14 protein-coding genes, 1 tRNA gene and 1 other RNA gene are annotated in these 17,331 nt (G+C 46.3%); 15 read left to right on the top strand and 1 reads right to left on the bottom strand.

Features of this window, described 5'->3' with window-relative positions; all coding sequences use genetic code 11:
• Nucleotides 1-14: 14 nt before the first annotated feature.
• The 9 genes from ligA (at nucleotide 15) to tpiA (ending at nucleotide 9,183) form a co-directional block, all read left to right on the top strand.
• A complete protein-coding gene (gene ligA, locus HNP82_RS04585; RefSeq protein WP_243164635.1) occupies nucleotides 15-1,988 on the top strand; it encodes an NAD-dependent DNA ligase LigA in 1,974 nt (657 codons plus the stop codon).
• Between the two features lie 79 nt (nucleotides 1,989-2,067).
• Nucleotides 2,068-2,514: an RrF2 family transcriptional regulator gene (locus HNP82_RS04580; protein WP_183771958.1), complete on the top strand. Its 447-nt coding sequence runs from the start codon at nucleotides 2,068-2,070 to the stop codon at nucleotides 2,512-2,514.
• A gap of 2 nt (nucleotides 2,515-2,516) precedes the next feature.
• Nucleotides 2,517-3,698 (top strand): cysteine desulfurase NifS, encoded by a 1,182-nt coding sequence (gene nifS / locus HNP82_RS04575; protein ID WP_183771956.1) that lies wholly within the window; start codon nucleotides 2,517-2,519, stop codon nucleotides 3,696-3,698.
• Between the two features lie 34 nt (nucleotides 3,699-3,732).
• A complete protein-coding gene (gene nifU / locus HNP82_RS04570) occupies nucleotides 3,733-4,170 on the top strand; it encodes a Fe-S cluster assembly scaffold protein NifU (protein ID WP_183771954.1) in 438 nt (145 codons plus the stop codon).
• Between the two features lie 5 nt (nucleotides 4,171-4,175).
• Entirely contained in the window at nucleotides 4,176-5,267 is a 1,092-nt protein-coding gene (gene mnmA, locus HNP82_RS04565) for a tRNA 2-thiouridine(34) synthase MnmA (RefSeq protein WP_183771952.1), read from the top strand.
• 14 nt (nucleotides 5,268-5,281) lie between these two features.
• Complete coding sequence (locus tag HNP82_RS04560; RefSeq protein ID WP_183771950.1) at nucleotides 5,282-5,686, top strand: CBS domain-containing protein; 405 nt, start codon at nucleotides 5,282-5,284, stop codon at nucleotides 5,684-5,686.
• 283 nt (nucleotides 5,687-5,969) lie between these two features.
• Nucleotides 5,970-6,983 (top strand): type I glyceraldehyde-3-phosphate dehydrogenase, encoded by a 1,014-nt coding sequence (gap, locus tag HNP82_RS04555; RefSeq protein ID WP_183771948.1) that lies wholly within the window; start codon nucleotides 5,970-5,972, stop codon nucleotides 6,981-6,983.
• A gap of 237 nt (nucleotides 6,984-7,220) precedes the next feature.
• Nucleotides 7,221-8,414, top strand: coding sequence for a phosphoglycerate kinase (locus HNP82_RS04550; protein ID WP_183771946.1), 1,194 nt, complete (start codon nucleotides 7,221-7,223; stop codon nucleotides 8,412-8,414).
• 19 nt (nucleotides 8,415-8,433) lie between these two features.
• Nucleotides 8,434-9,183, top strand: coding sequence for a triose-phosphate isomerase (gene tpiA / locus HNP82_RS04545; RefSeq protein ID WP_183771944.1), 750 nt, complete (start codon nucleotides 8,434-8,436; stop codon nucleotides 9,181-9,183).
• 112 nt (nucleotides 9,184-9,295) lie between these two features.
• Here tpiA and HNP82_RS04540 read toward each other — a convergent pair whose 3' ends face one another.
• Complete coding sequence (locus tag HNP82_RS04540) at nucleotides 9,296-11,584, bottom strand: AraC family transcriptional regulator (protein ID WP_183771941.1); 2,289 nt, start codon at nucleotides 11,582-11,584, stop codon at nucleotides 9,296-9,298.
• A gap of 198 nt (nucleotides 11,585-11,782) precedes the next feature.
• Between HNP82_RS04540 and gpmI the strand changes: the two genes are divergently transcribed.
• The 6 genes from gpmI to HNP82_RS04510 all read left to right on the top strand — a co-directional run bounded on the left by gpmI (nucleotide 11,783) and on the right by HNP82_RS04510 (nucleotide 17,232).
• Nucleotides 11,783-13,324, top strand: a complete 1,542-nt coding sequence (gene gpmI / locus HNP82_RS04535) for a 2,3-bisphosphoglycerate-independent phosphoglycerate mutase (protein ID WP_183771939.1) — start codon at nucleotides 11,783-11,785, stop codon at nucleotides 13,322-13,324.
• 62 nt (nucleotides 13,325-13,386) lie between these two features.
• A complete protein-coding gene (secG, locus tag HNP82_RS04530) occupies nucleotides 13,387-13,626 on the top strand; it encodes a preprotein translocase subunit SecG (protein ID WP_183771937.1) in 240 nt (79 codons plus the stop codon).
• A 154-nt stretch (nucleotides 13,627-13,780) separates the two neighbouring features.
• Nucleotides 13,781-15,973, top strand: coding sequence for a ribonuclease R (gene rnr / locus HNP82_RS04525; RefSeq protein WP_183771935.1), 2,193 nt, complete (start codon nucleotides 13,781-13,783; stop codon nucleotides 15,971-15,973).
• The gene (gene smpB, locus HNP82_RS04520) at nucleotides 15,933-16,418 is read left to right on the top strand and encodes an SsrA-binding protein SmpB (RefSeq protein WP_183771933.1); all 486 of its coding nucleotides are present in this window, start codon (nucleotides 15,933-15,935) and stop codon (nucleotides 16,416-16,418) included. Before rnr ends, smpB begins: the two co-directional genes overlap by 41 nt.
• 249 nt (nucleotides 16,419-16,667) lie before the next feature.
• Nucleotides 16,668-17,021, top strand: a transfer-messenger RNA (tmRNA) gene (ssrA, locus tag HNP82_RS04515).
• Between the two features lie 139 nt (nucleotides 17,022-17,160).
• Nucleotides 17,161-17,232, top strand: a tRNA-Glu gene (locus HNP82_RS04510).
• Nucleotides 17,233-17,331 lie beyond the last annotated feature (99 nt).

Raw genomic sequence — 17,331 nt, 5'->3', positions numbered from 1 at the left:
GAAATCATATAACTATGGAAATGACCAATACAGAATCAAAGATCCAGCGTATGAAAGAGCTGGTAGAACGTTTAAATGTGGCGGGAAAAGCCTACTACCAGGAAGATAGAGAAATTATGACCAACTATGAGTATGATGCCCTTTATGATGAGCTGGCAGCTCTGGAGAAAGAGACGGGAACTGTTTTGTCCAATAGCCCCACAGTCCATGTAGGGTATGAAGTTTTAAGCGAGCTGCCGAAAGAACGCCATGAGGCTCCCATGCTTTCTCTGGACAAAACAAAAGACGTCCAGGCCCTTAAAAGCTGGCTTGGGAATAACCGGGCGTCTCTGTCCTGGAAGCTGGACGGCCTAACCATTGTCCTGACTTATGAAAATGGCCAGCTTGCCAAAGCAGTGACGCGGGGCAACGGGGAGATTGGAGAAGTAATCACTAACAATGCCCGTGTATTTAAAAATCTTCCCCATAAAATATCTTACGAGGGACAGTTGATCTTGCGTGGGGAAGCTGTGATCAAATATTCCGATTTTAAGCGGATGAACGAAGAAATTGAAGATGTGGACGCCAGATATAAAAATCCCAGAAATCTGTGCAGCGGTTCTGTCCGCCAGCTTAACAACGAGGTGACGGCAAGGAGGAACGTTTATTTTTTTGCATTCACCCTTGTTCGCGCCGACGGCGTGGATTTCCATAATTCCAGGGTGAGACAGATGGAATGGCTGAAATCTATGGGATTTGATATTGTTGAGTATCAGGTGGTCACCGGGGATAATCTTGAGACCGCGGTGGAGGATTTTGCCTCCCGAATTGAAAACAATGACGTTCCCTCCGACGGCCTTGTGCTGACATACGACGATATTGAGTACAGCCGTTCCCTTGGAACAACGGCAAAGTTTCCGAGAGATTCCATGGCCTTTAAATGGGCGGATGAGACGGCTAAGACCCGGCTTCTTGAAATCCAGTGGAGCGCTTCCCGTACCGGTCTTATTAATCCTATTGCCGTTTTTGAACCGGTGGAGCTGGAGGGAACCACAGTGTCCAGGGCCAGCGTACACAATATTAGCATTATCGAAAGTCTGAGACTTGGGATTGGCGATACCATTGAAGTTTATAAAGCTAATATGATCATTCCCCAGATTGCCAGAAATTTAACACAGTCAGGAAATATTGACATACCGATCCGGTGTCCTGTGTGCCATCAGGCCACAGAGATTGCGCAGCAAAATGAAACCAGGGTGTTGTATTGTACAAACCCGGAATGCCCGGCGAAGAAGATTAAATCCTACACCCTGTTTGTCAGCAGAGACGCTTTTAACATTGAGGGATTGTCGGAGGCGACACTGGAAAAGTTTGTCCAGCAGGGGTTTATCCATGAGTTTGCCGATATTTTCCGCCTTTCTCAATATAAGGAAGAGATTGTGGTCATGGATGGCTTTGGTGAGAAGTCTTACAAAAATCTGGAAGACTCCATTGAGCGGGCGAGAGACATCTCCCTGCCTAAATTTATTTATAGCCTGGGTATTCCCGGAGTTGGCCTGTCCAACGCCCGCCTGATCTGTCAGGCTTTTGATCAGGATTTTGACGCTATACGGCGGGCTGACCCGGAAGCCTTTTTGGATATTTCCGGTATCGGCCCGGTGATCGCTGAAAATATGGCTCAGTTTTTCAAAAAAGAAAGCAATCAGGTTATTGTTGACCATCTTTTGGGGCAGGTACGGCTGACTCGTGAGGATGGCGGGGAGAGCAGTACGGCAGTGGATGGGAAAACTTTTGTGATTACCGGAAGTTTGAATCATTTTGCTAACCGGGGGGCCCTCAAAGAGCTTATTGAAGGCAAAGGCGGCAAAGTCTCCGGGTCTGTGTCGTCAAAAACTGATTATCTCATCAACAATGACGCCATGTCCACATCCGCTAAAAACAGGAAAGCCCATGAACTGGGTATTCCCATTCTGACAGAGGAAGATTTTTTAAAACTCCTTGGCGATTGATCATTGACTTTTTTTGGCAGCCGTGGTACACTGTATATAAATCCTAGTAAATTAGTAGGAATTTATGGAGGCCAGAACAATGCGTTTATCTACAAAAGGACGATATGGACTGAGGGCAGTGGCTGATCTGGCTGTGCATGGGAAAGACCAGGCGGTTTCCATCAGCAGCATAGCTGCCCGGCAGAACCTTTCTGAAAGTTATCTTGAACAGTTGATATCTAAATTGAAAAAAGCGGGGATCGTCAACAGCATTCGGGGGATTAACGGCGGGTACCGCCTGTCTAGGAATGCCGGAGAGATTTCTGTAGGTGATATTTTAAGGGCTCTGGAAGGAGATCTGAAAGTTGTGGACTGTCAGGACGATCACGGTTGTGATCTTTACGATTCCTGCGTGACAAAATATGTATGGAAGCGTATTAATGACAGTATAAATAAAGTAGTGGATACAATGACGTTGGAAGAAGTGATCAGCAACGGCTGTCAATTACAAGAGGATGACAATAACCCTAAAGAAATGGAGTGTTGATTATGAATAAGACGATTTATCTGGACCACGCGGCGACAACAGCGGCCAGACCGGAAGTTGTGGAAGCGATGCTTCCCTATTTTACAGAAAAATATGGAAATCCTTCAAGTATTTACGATATGGGAGCAAAAAATAAAGGGGTTATTACCCAGGCTAGGGAGACCATCGCTGATTCCCTTGGGACAACTCCGGAAAATATTTATTTTACGGCTGGGGGAACCGAGAGCGACAACTGGGCGTTGATCGCCACCGTGGAAGGCTATGCGGGAAAGGGCAACCATATTATTACATCCTCCATCGAGCATCATGCAGTGCTTCACACCTGCCAGTATCTTGAAAAGAGAGGATTTGAAGTGACTTACGTTGATGTGGATGAAAACGGAATCCTGCGTTTAGATCAGCTCAAAGCGGCCATACGGCCTACTACTATTCTGATCTCAGTGATGTTTGCCAATAACGAGATCGGTACCATCCAGCCTATTAAGGAGATTGGCGAGATCGCCCATGAACATGGGATTTTGTTCCACACAGACGCGGTTCAGGCTTACTGCCAGCTTCCTATTAATGTAGACGAATATCATATTGATATGTTAAGCGCCAGTGCCCATAAATTAAACGGGCCAAAGGGCATTGGATTTTTATACATCCGCAAAGGCGTAAAGATTCGTTCCTTTATCCACGGCGGCGCCCAGGAGCGCAAACGCCGTGCCGGAACAGAAAATGTGCCGGGGATCATAGGATTTTCTAAAGCGGTTGAGATCGCACAGGCGACGATGAAGGAGCGGACGGAGAAAGAACTGGCTCTCAGAGAGCGGCTGATCTCAAGAATTTATAAGGAAGTGCCTTACGTTCGACTTAACGGGGATCACTGGAACCGCCTGCCTAACAATGTGAATTTCAGCTTTCAGTTTATTGAGGGAGAATCCCTTCTGATTATGCTTGATATGGCGGGAATCTGTGCTTCCAGCGGCTCTGCCTGCACATCAGGCTCCCTTGATCCGTCCCATGTGCTTTTGGCTATCGGCCTGCCCCACGAGATCGCCCATGGTTCTTTAAGACTGACGCTTGGCGAGGACAATACGGAGGAGGAGATAGATTACGTGGTGGATAAAATCAAAGAGATTGTCGAACATCTGCGGGGCATGTCGCCTCTTTATGAAGATTTCATTAAGAAAAACAAGTAAAAAAGTGAAAATTATTGAAATGGAGGAATAAATAGTGTACAGTGAAAAAGTAATGGATCATTTTCAGAATCCGAGAAATGTCGGCGAGATTGAAAACCCCAGCGGCGTGGGAACTGTAGGCAACGCCAAGTGCGGGGATATTATGCGGATCTATTTTGATATTGACGAGAATCAGGTGATCCGTGACGTAAAGTTTAAAACCTTTGGCTGCGGGGCTGCTGTGGCTACAAGCAGCATGGCTACAGAGCTTGTGAAAGGAAAGACAATCTATGAGGCACTTCAGGTGACTAATAAAGCAGTTATGGAGGCTTTGGACGGACTGCCGCCGGTGAAGGTTCACTGCTCACTGCTGGCGGAGGAGGCGATCCACGCGGCTCTGTGGGATTATTGTGAAAAACAGGGGATTACCATTGAGGGTCTGGAAAAGCCAAAGTCAGATATTAGTGAAGAGGAAGAAGAGGAAGATTATTAATTGGCATGATGAAGAAGAAAGTCGTTGTAGGAATGTCGGGAGGCGTAGACTCATCGGTGGCAGCCTGGCTTTTAAAGGAGCAGGGCTATGACGTTATCGGTGTGACCATGCAGATCTGGCAGGATGAGGACAGTGAAAGTGTGGAGGAGAACGGCGGGTGCTGTGGCCTGAGCGCTGTGGAGGATGCCAGGAGAGTGGCCCAGGATCTTGATATCCCATACTATGTCATGAATTTTAAAGAGGTTTTTAAGGATTATGTCATTGACGATTTTGTAAGTGAATATTATCAGGGAAGGACGCCCAACCCTTGTATTCGCTGCAACCGTTTTGTGAAATGGGAAGCTCTTTTAAATAAAAGCCTGGCTCTTGGGGCGGATTATATTGCCACCGGGCATTACGCTCAGGTGGTCTGTCTTGAAAATGGGCGATACAGCCTTAAAGCTGCCTCAAGCAGCAAAGACCAGACCTATGCTCTCTATAATCTGACTCAGGAGCAGCTTTCCCACACGCTGATGCCAGTGGGAAGCTACACAAAAGATGAGATCCGCAAGATCGCTCAAAAGATCGGTCTTAAAGTAGCGGCAAAGCCGGACAGCCAGGATATCTGCTTTGTGCCTGACGGGGATTACGCCCGTTTCCTGGAAGGTTATACAGGAAAGAAACTTCCAAGAGGGAATTTTGTGGATCAGCAGGGGAATGTGTTAGGCTGCCACGAAGGAATCATCCACTACACCATAGGTCAGCGCAAAGGGCTGGGACTATCCATGGGCCATCCGGTGTTTGTCACTCAGATCCGGTCGGATACCAATGAAGTGGTCATTGGGGAAAATAAGGATGTTTTTTCCAGGGAACTTTTGGCCAGCAGTCTGAATTTTATGGCCATCCAGCGCCCCGAACAGCCTATCCGCGTTTTTGCTAAAGTCCGCTATGCTCACAAAGGAGCCTGGGCCACCCTGGAGATGGTGGGGAAAGATAAAGCCCGCTGCGTATTTGACGATCCTGTGCGCGCCATTACTCCTGGACAGGCTGTTGTTTTTTATGACGGCGATATTGTCACAGGCGGAGGAATTATTGATCAAGCCCTGGGGGGCGATTAAAGGAGACCGGTTTTATGAACATTATGTTCTTTTTAACTCCTAAGAGTAACGTGGCATATATTTACGACGATTATTCATTGCGGCAGGCCCTGGAAAAAATGGAGTACCACAGATACTCAGCCATCCCCATCATAAACCGCAAAGGTCTTTATGTGGGGACGCTGACGGAGGGCGACCTGCTCTGGTACATAAAAAGAGAGGGAAATCTCACTTTAAAAAACGCTGAGGATATTCCTATTCTCAGTGTTGAACGGCGTATGGACAACCTGCCCGTCCATGTGGATTCCAACATGGAGGATCTGATTTCAAAAGCACTGAATCAGAATTTCGTGCCGGTGATCGACGATAATAATGTGTTTATCGGGATTATCACCCGGAAAGATATTATCCAGTACTATTGTAAGATCACAGCGGGTTGACCTCCGCTCTATATGGGGCGGCAAACCACTGGCAGCCGGGAAAATCAGGGATACATGGCTGAATATTTACAATATGAATAAAAAAATCAGGGAAAAATATGGCAATCTGACAAGATTGTTAAAAAAATATTTATTACAATAAATAGACTTGAATTTTTTGGAGATATTAGGTAAAATAAACAAAGTAATAGTGATGCGTGTCAATCGCACCCGGTTATTACTCAGACGATAAAGTTGCCAGCCAACTTTAAGTAAAATTTATTCTTTAGGAGGAATTACTATTATGGCAGTAAAAGTAGCAATTAATGGTTTCGGACGTATCGGACGTCTTGCTTTCAGACAGATGTTTGGAGCAGAAGGGTATGAAATTGTTGCAATCAACGACTTAACAGATCCTTCCATGCTGGCTCACCTGTTAAAATATGACTCTTCTCAGGGCAGATATGCCGGCCACACTGTAGAAGCTAAAGAATCTTCCATCGTTGTTGACGGAAAAGAGATCGAAATCTATAAAATGGCTAATGCTGCAGAACTTCCATGGGGAGAACTTGGCGTAGATGTTGTTCTTGAGTGTACAGGTTTCTACACCTCCAAAGCAAAAGCACAGGCTCATATTGATGCCGGCGCTAAGAAGGTTGTTATCTCTGCTCCTGCGGGCAATGACCTCAAGACCATCGTTTACAGCGTTAATGAAGATACACTTACACCGGATGATCAGATCATCTCTGCTGCTTCCTGTACAACAAACTGCCTTGCTCCTATGGCTAAGGCTCTTAATAACTATGCTCCGGTACAGAGCGGTATCATGTGTACAATCCATGCCTACACAGGTGATCAGATGACACTTGACGGTCCTCACAGAAAAGGTGATTTAAGACGTGCGAGAGCAGCCGCTGTCAACATTGTTCCTAACTCAACAGGTGCTGCTAAAGCTATCGGTCTTGTTATCCCTGAGTTAAATGGCAAGCTTATCGGCGCTGCTCAGCGTGTTCCTGTTCCTACAGGCTCCACAACAATCCTTACAGCAGTTGTTAAAGGTACAGATATCACTGTTGAAGGCATCAACGCAGCTATGAAAGCAGCTTCTTCTGAATCCTTCGGCTACAACGAAGACGCTATCGTATCTTCCGATATCGTAGGTATCACATATGGTTCTCTGTTCGATGCAACTCAGACAATGGTATCCAAAGTTGCCGATGACTTATATGAAGTTCAGGTTGTGTCCTGGTATGACAATGAGAACTCCTACACAAGCCAGATGGTAAGAACAATCAAATACTTTGCTGAATTAGCATAATCGTACAGATCTTTTCTGTATGGTTGTGTCCAAAGGACGGATGTAAACTCCGTACTTTGGATGCTTGTATACGATCCTGTAACGGGTCCGGTCGTGTAGGTCAGACTACGGACCGGGCCCTTTTGTTATCCGCCCAAAACCCTCATCCTTCTCCGGACGATAGGGTATCTTAGGATTCTTAAAAGAGAAATCCAGTTCTGGAAGGCGGGTAACTATCTGTAATATGGAGGAATAGATATGCTGAACAAAAAATCCGTAGATGATATTAATGTAAAGGGCAAGAGAGTCCTTGTGCGCTGTGATTTCAATGTGCCTTTAAAGGACGGCGCTATCACAGACGAGACACGTCTGGTGGCTGCTCTGCCTACGATTAAAAAGCTGATCAGTGATGGCGGAAAGGTTATCCTTTGCTCCCACCTTGGAAAACCAAAGGGAGAGCCAAAGCCGGAATTATCTTTAGCGCCGGTAGCTAAGAGACTTTCAGAACTTCTGGGACAGGAAGTTAAATTTGCCGCTGACCCTGAGGTTGTAGGCCCTAACGCCAAAGCTGCTGTAGAAGCTATGAAAGACGGCGATGTTATCCTTCTTGAGAACACCCGTTTCAGAGCTGAGGAGACAAAGAACGGCGAAGCGTTCAGCAAAGAGCTGGCAAGTCTCTGCGATGTTTTTGTAAACGACGCTTTCGGTACAGCCCACAGAGCCCATTGCTCCAATGTAGGCGTGACTCAGTATGTGGATACCGCAGTTGTAGGATATCTTATGCAGAAAGAGATCGACTTCCTTGGCAATGCTGTCAACAATCCTGTAAGACCTTTTGTGGCTATTCTTGGCGGCTCCAAAGTATCCACAAAGATTTCTGTGATCAACAACCTGTTGGATAAAGTAGATACACTGATCATCGGCGGCGGCATGTGCTTCACTTTCGCCAAAGCTGCCGGATTAGAGATCGGTAAATCCCTCTGTGAGGATGAATACCTGGATTATGCCAATGAGATGGTGGCCAAAGCCAAAGAAAAAGGCGTAAAACTTCTTCTCCCTGTAGACTATGTAGCTGCTAAAGAGTTCTCCAATGACGCACCTCACCGTGTTGTTGAGGGCAGCCTTGAAGCTGATGAGATGGGTCTGGATATCGGACCTAAGACAGAGAAGCTTTTTGCAGACGCTCTTAAAGACGCGAAGACTGTTGTATGGAACGGACCTATGGGCTGCTTCGAGATGCCTAATTTCGCTTCCGGTACAATCGCCATCGCCAAAGCTCTGGCTGACTTGAAAGACGCCACAACCATCATCGGCGGCGGTGATTCCGCGGCAGCCGTAAACTCCCTTGGTTTCGGCGATAAGATGACTCACATTTCCACAGGCGGCGGCGCTTCCCTGGAATTCCTTGAGGGCAAAGACCTGCCGGGTGTTGTTGCGGCAAACGATAAATAAATTTAAGGAGATTTTTACAATGCGTAAAAAAATTATTGCGGGCAACTGGAAGATGAATAAAACTCCCAGCGAAGCTGTTGCTTTAGTTAATGAATTAAAACCACTGGTAGCCAATGAAGATGTGGACGTAGTTTTTTGCGTACCTGCCATTGATATTATCCCATGTATGGAAGCTGCCAAAGGTACAAACATTTCCATCGGCGCTGAAAATATGTATTTTGAGGAGTCCGGCGCTTATACCGGCGAGATCGCTCCAAACATGCTCACAGACGCCGGCGTGAAATATGTGATCATCGGACATTCCGAGCGGAGAGAATATTTCGCAGAGACTGATGAAACTGTCAACAAGAAAGTTCTGAAAGCATTTGAACACGGTCTGACTCCGATTATCTGCTGCGGCGAGACACTGACTCAGCGTGAGCAGGGGATCACTATGGACTGGATCCGCCAGCAGATCAAGATCGCTTTCTTAAATGTGACGGCAGACCAGGCCAAGGAAGCGGTTATCGCCTACGAGCCGATCTGGGCTATCGGAACCGGCAAGACAGCTACAAGCCAGCAGGCAGAGGAAGTCTGCAAGGGCATCCGTGACTGTATTGCTGAGATTTACGACTCAGATACAGCCCAGGCCATCCGCATTCAGTACGGTGGTTCCGTAAACGCAGGCAATGCCGCTGAACTGTTCGCTATGGAAGATATTGATGGCGGTCTTGTAGGCGGAGCCAGCCTTAAAGCTGATTTTGGCAAAATCGTAAACTATAATAAATAAATATAGGGTAGAAAAAAAGGGGGCTGTCCCATGAGGAATAAATTTTCTCGTGGGATATGCCCCTTTTTGCGTGACATGTCCAAAGATACGCTGAGTGTCAGGTGTTGTCCCCTTACTCCTGAGGTGTCAGAATGATGGCAATCATCTCCTGGGGATTGATAAACTCGGAATGATTTAAAACGTTGGTGTTTTTCTCGGAAGTGATGGAAACGTGGGGCCATATACTCTGCCGAAGCTGCTCTTTTACATCCAGAGGCAGGCAGCCCAAATCCCTGTCCCCGTCCAGCCGGTGAAAAACACTTCCCCATTTTTCATTCACTACAAGACGTGTGACCTGATAGTTTTTTCCTGGAAGATAGTGGAAGGCGAGGCGCAGATTGATCACCGCAGTGTCTGTGCCGGGATGGCTGTAATTAAACAGTAAGGCAATGATCCTCCCCGTAGAATCCATGGTAATAATATCGTTTTCACTGGAGTGGATACAATTTTCCCCCAGGAGGTTTAAAAACATCATGGCAAAAAAGGAAGGTTTGTAAATCCCCGATGAGGTCAGCATCCCCCGCCCGCCCTGCAAGAGGACACTTTTGGCCGGCCTTGGCTCAAGGTCAGAGAGGGGCGGGGAAGCAAAGGCGGCGGCCAGATCTTTCACCATAATGTGGTTCCGCGTTAAAAAGCTGGACATAAAAAGGCTATCATTTCGGGTGTTGTAGTCTTTTTTCTCGTAATCACAGTCAACAATGTACAGTCCGGGTATTGTCCACGTATTTTTTTCGCTTTTAAAGGTCTGGTTTATGATCTGAAGAGCGGCTGCCGTCCGTTTTGGTAAAATATCCGGATCAGATATAGTTAGGCCTTCAGGGGAAAGACTGAAATCCGGGCTGTATGGGCAGGCTGTAAAAGAGATAAAGTCCGGGATAAAATTTTCTCCTTTCCATGCGGCCAACAATTGCTTTAAGTCTTCAAAAGAACGCTCCATAGGAAATGCCGGACCGCCGACACTGGTGTTAGGGAGGATCTGCCGAACCGCCTTAAACATTTGGGTGGACGCTTCCAGGGCGCCGGCAATGGAATATCCCTCCGGCATAGCCCATTCAATTTTCCATGAGGCCATGCTGGCCGCGCCGAAACAAATTACCATTTGTCGGAGAAAATCCTTGAGCTGCTGTAAAAAATCGTTGGGCCTGCTGCCGTAAGCTTTGGATGGGGATATGACGATAAAAGGCGTAAGCCCATGCCGCAGCAAAGTATCCAGGCAGATGACGCAATTTTCTGGGGAAAGGGCAAAGAGATCTTTTATGCGGCCGTACTTAAAGGAAATATGTGAGCAAACCTGTTCCAGTGCCTGGACGAACCCTGTGTTTAAAACCATTGCCGCTGTGCCCAGATTTAAAATCCGGCCCCAGGGTTTTGCCAGAGGGAGAGTTTTTGAAACGTCCAGAGAAAGCTGATGAGTTTTTCCTGAGTTTGTCACCGGAAGCCTGTTATTTTTTCGGAAGGAGCAAAATACTTTATAATTTTTCTGGGAAATGGCCATAAACGCTGCATCCGGGGATTTTGGCATATCGCCGAAATGTTGGGCGCGGGCTGTCCGGCGGTATTCAAGGGCGGTCATAGAATACCGCTTTTTGAAAGCATGATTAAAGCCGCTGGCGTTGGGAAAACCGTTTTGGTACATGATCTGAGTGATGGTATTTTGAGTGTATATCAGATCGTAGGCCACATGATTTAACCGGACAGTATTTAAGTATTCGCCAAAGGTGCATTCAAAATGTTCTTTAATAAAACTGGAGAGATATTGGGGCGTAAGTCCGAGATTCTGAGCCAGCATGTTCAGGGAGATGGGCTGGGAAAAATTAGTTTCCAGATAATCTCTGATCTGAAAGATTCTACGGTGCTGGGGGGTCGTCTCCTCAAAATCTTTTTGAAAATTTTCAATGAGAAAATGGGCGAAATCAAAAAACACATAGGTCATCCGGGTTCTGGACGGTTTGGGAGCCATATAGTAAAGATCGGTAAGGTAGCAGATTTTTTCAATCAACTGGCCGATGATCCTTTCTTTTGTGCCGGAGGGCAGGTGGATCCCAAGTATCGGGTGATCAAAGCGGGGAAGCTGATAATCGCAGCAGCGGAGTATAAAATTAAAATCCATGCGGACAATACATAGCAGGTAGCTGTCCTGGGCCTGTATAATATAGGAATCGCCGGGGTGTATAATAAACAGATCCCCCGCGTTATAGGTGTTTGCCTCTCCATTGACAGTTCCCTGGATCTGGTTGGAGACAAGGTAGCACAGCAGATAGTCAGATGGTTTAAATATTTCTTCCGGCATTTGCGTCTCCAGCCAGATCTGGAAGGGAAAATTTTCGTAGATGGGCATGAGCCCTTCATCGGTTATGATCATAACGGTTCACTCCCTGTCATCATTGGTATTTTTTTATTTTACCAGTTTGGGGCGGGGGGTTGCAAGAGAAATTATAGTTATAGAAAAACTATTGTAAAAATCTATTTTTCTGGTAAAATAAAGACTGTATCAAAATATGTAACAATTCAGCCCTTTGTTTCTAAGCATAAAGGCATTACAAGATAAGGAGATAAAAAGATGAGCAAAAGACCTACTGTTTTAATGATCCTGGATGGATACGGACTCAGCGACAAACACGAAGGCAACGCTGTTTACGAGGCAAAAACTCCGGTTATGGACCGGTTGATGAAGGAATATCCATTTGTCAAGGGCAATGCCAGCGGTCTGGCGGTTGGACTTCCAGACGGGCAGATGGGTAATTCTGAAGTGGGACATATGAATATGGGTGCCGGACGTATTGTATATCAGGATCTGACAAGAATTACAAAGGAGATCCAGGATGGAGATTTCTTTAAAAATGAAGCTCTTTTAGACGCTGTAAATAACGCAAAGACCCATGACAGCGCTCTGCATTTATACGGCCTTCTCTCTGACGGCGGCGTACACAGCCACAACACTCACCTCTACGCCCTTCTTGAACTGGCGAAAAAGAGCGGGCTGACAAAGGTTTATGTACATTGCTTCCTGGATGGCCGCGACACTCCGCCGGAATCGGGAAAAGATTATGTGGCTGAGCTTGTGGAAAAGATGAACGAGATCGGCACGGGAAAAGTGGCCTCTGTGATGGGACGCTATTACGCTATGGACAGGGATAACCGCTGGGATCGTGTGGAAAAAGCATACAACGCTATGGTTAAAGGCGAGGGCAATAAGGCTGCAGATCCGGTAGCTGCTGTTGACGCTTCCTACAAGGACGGCAAGAGCGATGAATTTGTCATTCCAGTTGTTATTGAGGAAAACGGCGCTCCTGTTGCCACCATCAAAGACGGGGATTCCATTATTTTCTTTAACTTCCGCCCGGACCGCGCCCGTGAGATCACAAGAGCTTTCTGCTGCGATGATTTTGACGGATTTGCCAGAGATCACCGTCTCGATGTCACCTATGTATGCTTTACAGAGTATGATGTGACCATTCCAAATAAGGAGATCGCATTTAAGAAAGTGGAGATCACCAATACTTTTGGTGAGTTTTTAGCCGCCCACCACATGACCCAGGCGAGAATCGCCGAGACAGAGAAGTACGCCCATGTTACATTTTTCTTTAACGGCGGTGTGGAAGCGCCCAATGAAGGTGAGGACCGTATCCTTGTCAAGTCCCCGAAGGTAGCCACATACGACCTTCAGCCGGAGATGAGCGCCTATTTAGTGTGCGACAAGCTGGTGGAAGCCATCACATCAGAAAAATATGACGTGATCATCATTAATTTCGCCAACCCGGATATGGTCGGACATACCGGCGTGGAGAATGCGGCGGTCAAAGCTATTGAAGTGGTAGACGAGTGTGTAGGCCGGGCAGTGGATGCCCTCCTCAAAGTGGACGGCCAGATGATCATCTGCGCGGATCACGGAAATGCAGAGCAGCTTATTGATGAGGAGACCGGGGAACCTTTTACCGCCCACACAACCAATCCTGTGCCGTTTATCCTTGTAAATTATGATAAGGACTACACTCTGGCAGAGGGAGGATGCTTAGCGGATCTGGTACCTACCATGATTGATATGATGGGTATGGAGAAACCTGTAGAGATGACAGGAAAATCCCTTCTTGTCCGCAAATAGAACTTGATAAATCTGTCATTGTATGTTAGAATAGGCAGTGTTGAGTCTAGGAGGTGTACGTGATGGATATTTTAAGAACAATTATCATGGTGCTTTTTGTTCTTATTTGTATAGCATTAGTTGTGGTCATAATGATGCAGGAGAGTAAGTCATCCGGTCTGAGCGGAGCCATCAATGGCGTTGCGGATACTTACTGGGGCAAGAACAAAGGCCGTTCCATGGAAGGAAAGCTTGTGCAGGCCACAAAAGTTCTGGCCGCTCTGTTCTTTGTTATTGCTCTGGTGCTGAATATGGCCTGGTAAAGTAAGTATAAGATCGGACAGGCCGTTTGCTAATGAAAACACTCTTATGATAAAAACCATAAGGGTGTTTTTTTATAGCATAAGAAATCCAGCGAAATATTTTTTATGCCATCGGCAGCGGTGTTTTTGTAAGATCAGAAAGAAGGTGAATTTAATGGATGAGATGAGTTATGATCTTCGGTGGAATATGCTTTTGGAACTTTTTTCCGATGAGGCATACCGCCCTATGAAGTTTAAAGAACTGTGCGTGTTTCTTCACGTTCCCAGGGAGGAAAGAGATGCTTTTAAATCTATGCTGGATCAGATGTTTTCCAAAGGGCTGATCGCCATGACCTCCGATAAAAGATATTCAAAACCTTTGCCAGACCTGTACCAGGGAATATTTATGGGTAGCGCCAAAGGTTTTGGTTTTGTCCGGGTGGAAGGTATGGATGAAGATATTTTCATCTCCAGGGAAGATATCAACGGTGCCCTCCACGGGGATACAGTGTCTGTGCGTGTTCTAAGGAAGTCCTCTGGACCGAGGAGGAGTGAAGGGCAGGTTGTGTCTATTATTCAGCGGGCCAATGAAAATGTAGTGGGGACTTATGATAAGAGCAAAAAATTTGGATTTGTCGTTCCTGATAATTCAAAAATCTCAAAAGATATTTTTGTTCGCGCTGAAAATTCCATGGGAGCAGTGACCGGACATAAAGTGGTGGTCAAAATTACAGACTTCGGCGCTGGAAATAAAAATCCAGAGGGAGAGATTATCCAGATCCTGGGACACGCTGACGATCCTCAGACGGATGTGATATCAGTGCTGATGGCCTACAATATTCCGGTAGATTTTCCTGATGATGTAATAAAGTCACTGGAAAAAATTCCTGATACAGTGTCTGATGGGGATCTTACCGGGCGTAGAGATCTTAGATCGCTTCCTACAGTGACCATTGACGGTGAGGATGCCAAAGATTTGGACGACGCCATTACCCTGTCTAAGGAGGGTGGGATTTATCACCTTGGCGTCCACATTGCGGACGTTAGCCACTATGTGGCAGAAAATTCGCCACTGGACCGGGAGGCGCTGCGCAGGGGAACCAGTGTTTATCTTGTGGACCGGGTTGTTCCTATGCTTCCCCATCAGCTTTCCAATGGGATTTGTTCTCTCAACGAGGGATGTGATCGTCTCACATTGAGTATACTTTTGGATATTGATAGCAAAGGCCAAGTGATCGGCCACGAAATCACGCCGGCAGTGATCTGCGTGGACCGGCGTATGACTTATACTGCCGTCAATGGAATCGTGACAGACAGGGATCCGGAATTGATGGAAGAATACCGGCCCCTTGTGCCTATGTTTGAACTGATGAAAGAGACCGCAGATGTTCTCCGTGAGAAGCGCCGGCAGCGGGGAGGTATTGATTTCGATTTTCCGGAATCTAAGATCCTTCTTAATGAGAAAGGCTTTCCTGTGGATATTCATCCCTATGAGCGGAATGCGGCGACAAAGATTATTGAGGATTTTATGCTTATCGCCAACGAGACGGTTGCCGAAGATTTTTTCTGGCAGGAACTGCCTTTTTTATACCGGACCCATGAGACTCCGGACACTGAGCGGATAAGGAAACTTGTGGCCATGATCTCCGGTTTTGGCTATTCCATGAAAGTCGGCAGGGGAGAAGTCCATCCCAAAGAATTTCAAAAGCTTCTCGGAAAGATTGAAGGGACGCCGGAAGAGGCCATGATCAGCCGTCTGGCGCTGCGGTCTATGAAGCAGGCCAGGTATACCACGGTCAATTCAGGCCATTTCGGTCTGGCAGTGAAATATTACTGCCATTTTACATCGCCTATACGGCGTTATCCGGATCTCCAGATCCACAGAATCATTAAGGAAAATCTGGCCGGAAAGCTGGACGAGAGACGTCAGGATCATTACCGGGCTATTCTAAATGAGGTGGCCAATTCCACAAGCATGAATGAGCGCCGCGCCGATGAAGCGGAGCGGGATGTGGAAAAGCTGAAAAAAGTGGAGTATATGTCGGCTCATCTGGGGGAGATTTACACCGGTGTCATTTCCGGGATGACAAACTGGGGGATGTATGTGGAGCTGCCTAATACATGTGAGGGACTTGTGCGCCTTCAGGATATGGATGATGATTATTACTATTATGATGAGAAAAATTATACCATTACAGGGGAAACTCTTGGAACGGCATACAGCCTTGGACAGAAAGTAAAAGTGCGTGTAGTTTCGGCGGACAAAGCGGAGCGTACTATTTATTTTATATTGTCCGATGAAGAAGAGGAAGGAGAGATGAAAGATCATGGCAAAAAACAGTTCAGGGACAAAGCTCATCGCCAATAATAAAAAAGCTTACTTTGATTATTTTATAGAGGACACTTACGAAGCGGGGATCGTTCTCCACGGAACCGAGGTGAAATCTCTGCGCATGGGACACTGCAGTATAAAAGAAGCTTTTATACGCCCGGACAATGGGGAGATGTATATTTATCAGATGCACATCAGTCCATACGAAAAGGGAAATATCTTCAATAAAGATCCCCTGCGTCCGAGAAAGCTTCTGCTCCATAAATACGAGATTAATAAGATTCTTGGTCAGGCTGCCCAGAAGGGGTATACTATTGTTCCTTTAAAGGTCTACTTAAAAAGCAGTCTTGTGAAAGTGGAGATCGGCCTGGCGCGGGGAAAAAAACTGTATGATAAGCGGGCGGATATCGCCAAGAAGGATCAGCGCAGGGAAGCGGAAAAAGAGTTTAAGGGTAACTATTCAGCCATGCGGCTGGTTTAATAAAAATACGGCGCAAGTTTACTTGCAGAGGATTTTTTATTAAACCAGACATATGGCGTTTAGCCATAATCGAGGATTCAGCCGCGTAAGCGGCGGTAAAACAGCGTTAGCTGCGGGAATCTTAAGATGCATGGCTGAATAGTTGCGTTTAAAGTAAAAAAATTGTATTAAGCTCTTGACGAAAGCCTTTTTCGCGATTATAATTAATCTCAGCCTTATCGTAAAGGATACCAGGCCCAATTTTATTTTGGGGTTGTACTGGTTTCGACGGGGGCGTGGAAGTTGAGGAAGCCATCCGCAGTTTCCGGGACTGCGTTAAAACCTGGAACTTAAATATAAAAGCTGAAGATAATAATTACGCTTTAGCAGCTGCTTAATGCTGCTTGTCAGCCCGGGATCGCTCACAGTCCCGGTAGCTGGCATCAACAATGTGGGGACCTTTGCCGTTTAAGCTTTGCAACGGCAAAAGATTTATGAAGCTACTGAGAGGATAAGCCTGTCGCCGGGCGTATCCTGGAGGGAATGAATATACAGCGACTGTGATGGGAGATGCTTCGATGGATGTGCCTTCGGACCGGGGTTCGACTCCCCGCAGCTCCATTCTGGAAGTTTTTTTGATGATGACTTTCGGAGAGTGAATGCTATAATTTTTGTATAATTCAATTTTTTTGAAAAAATTTGAAAAAAATAAAAAAAAGACTTGATTTTTTCAGGAAGGTGAGTTATACTAAGATAGTCAGATGGCTCGTTGGTCAAGCGGTCAAGACGCCGCCCTCTCACGGCGGAAACAGGGGTTCGATTCCCCTACGGGCTATTGTTTTGCTACTGAAACCCTCGTAAAATCAGTGTTGTACTGTTTTGCGGGGGTTTTGTTTTGCTTCATTAAATAGCGACAAATTATATACTGTTTTAA

It is taken from the genome of Catenibacillus scindens (assembly GCF_014202115.1).
GTDB lineage: Bacteria > Bacillota > Clostridia > Lachnospirales > Lachnospiraceae > Catenibacillus > Catenibacillus scindens.
The sequence above is the reverse complement of the archived record's forward strand: the minus strand, read 5'-3'. Positions and strand labels throughout refer to the sequence as shown.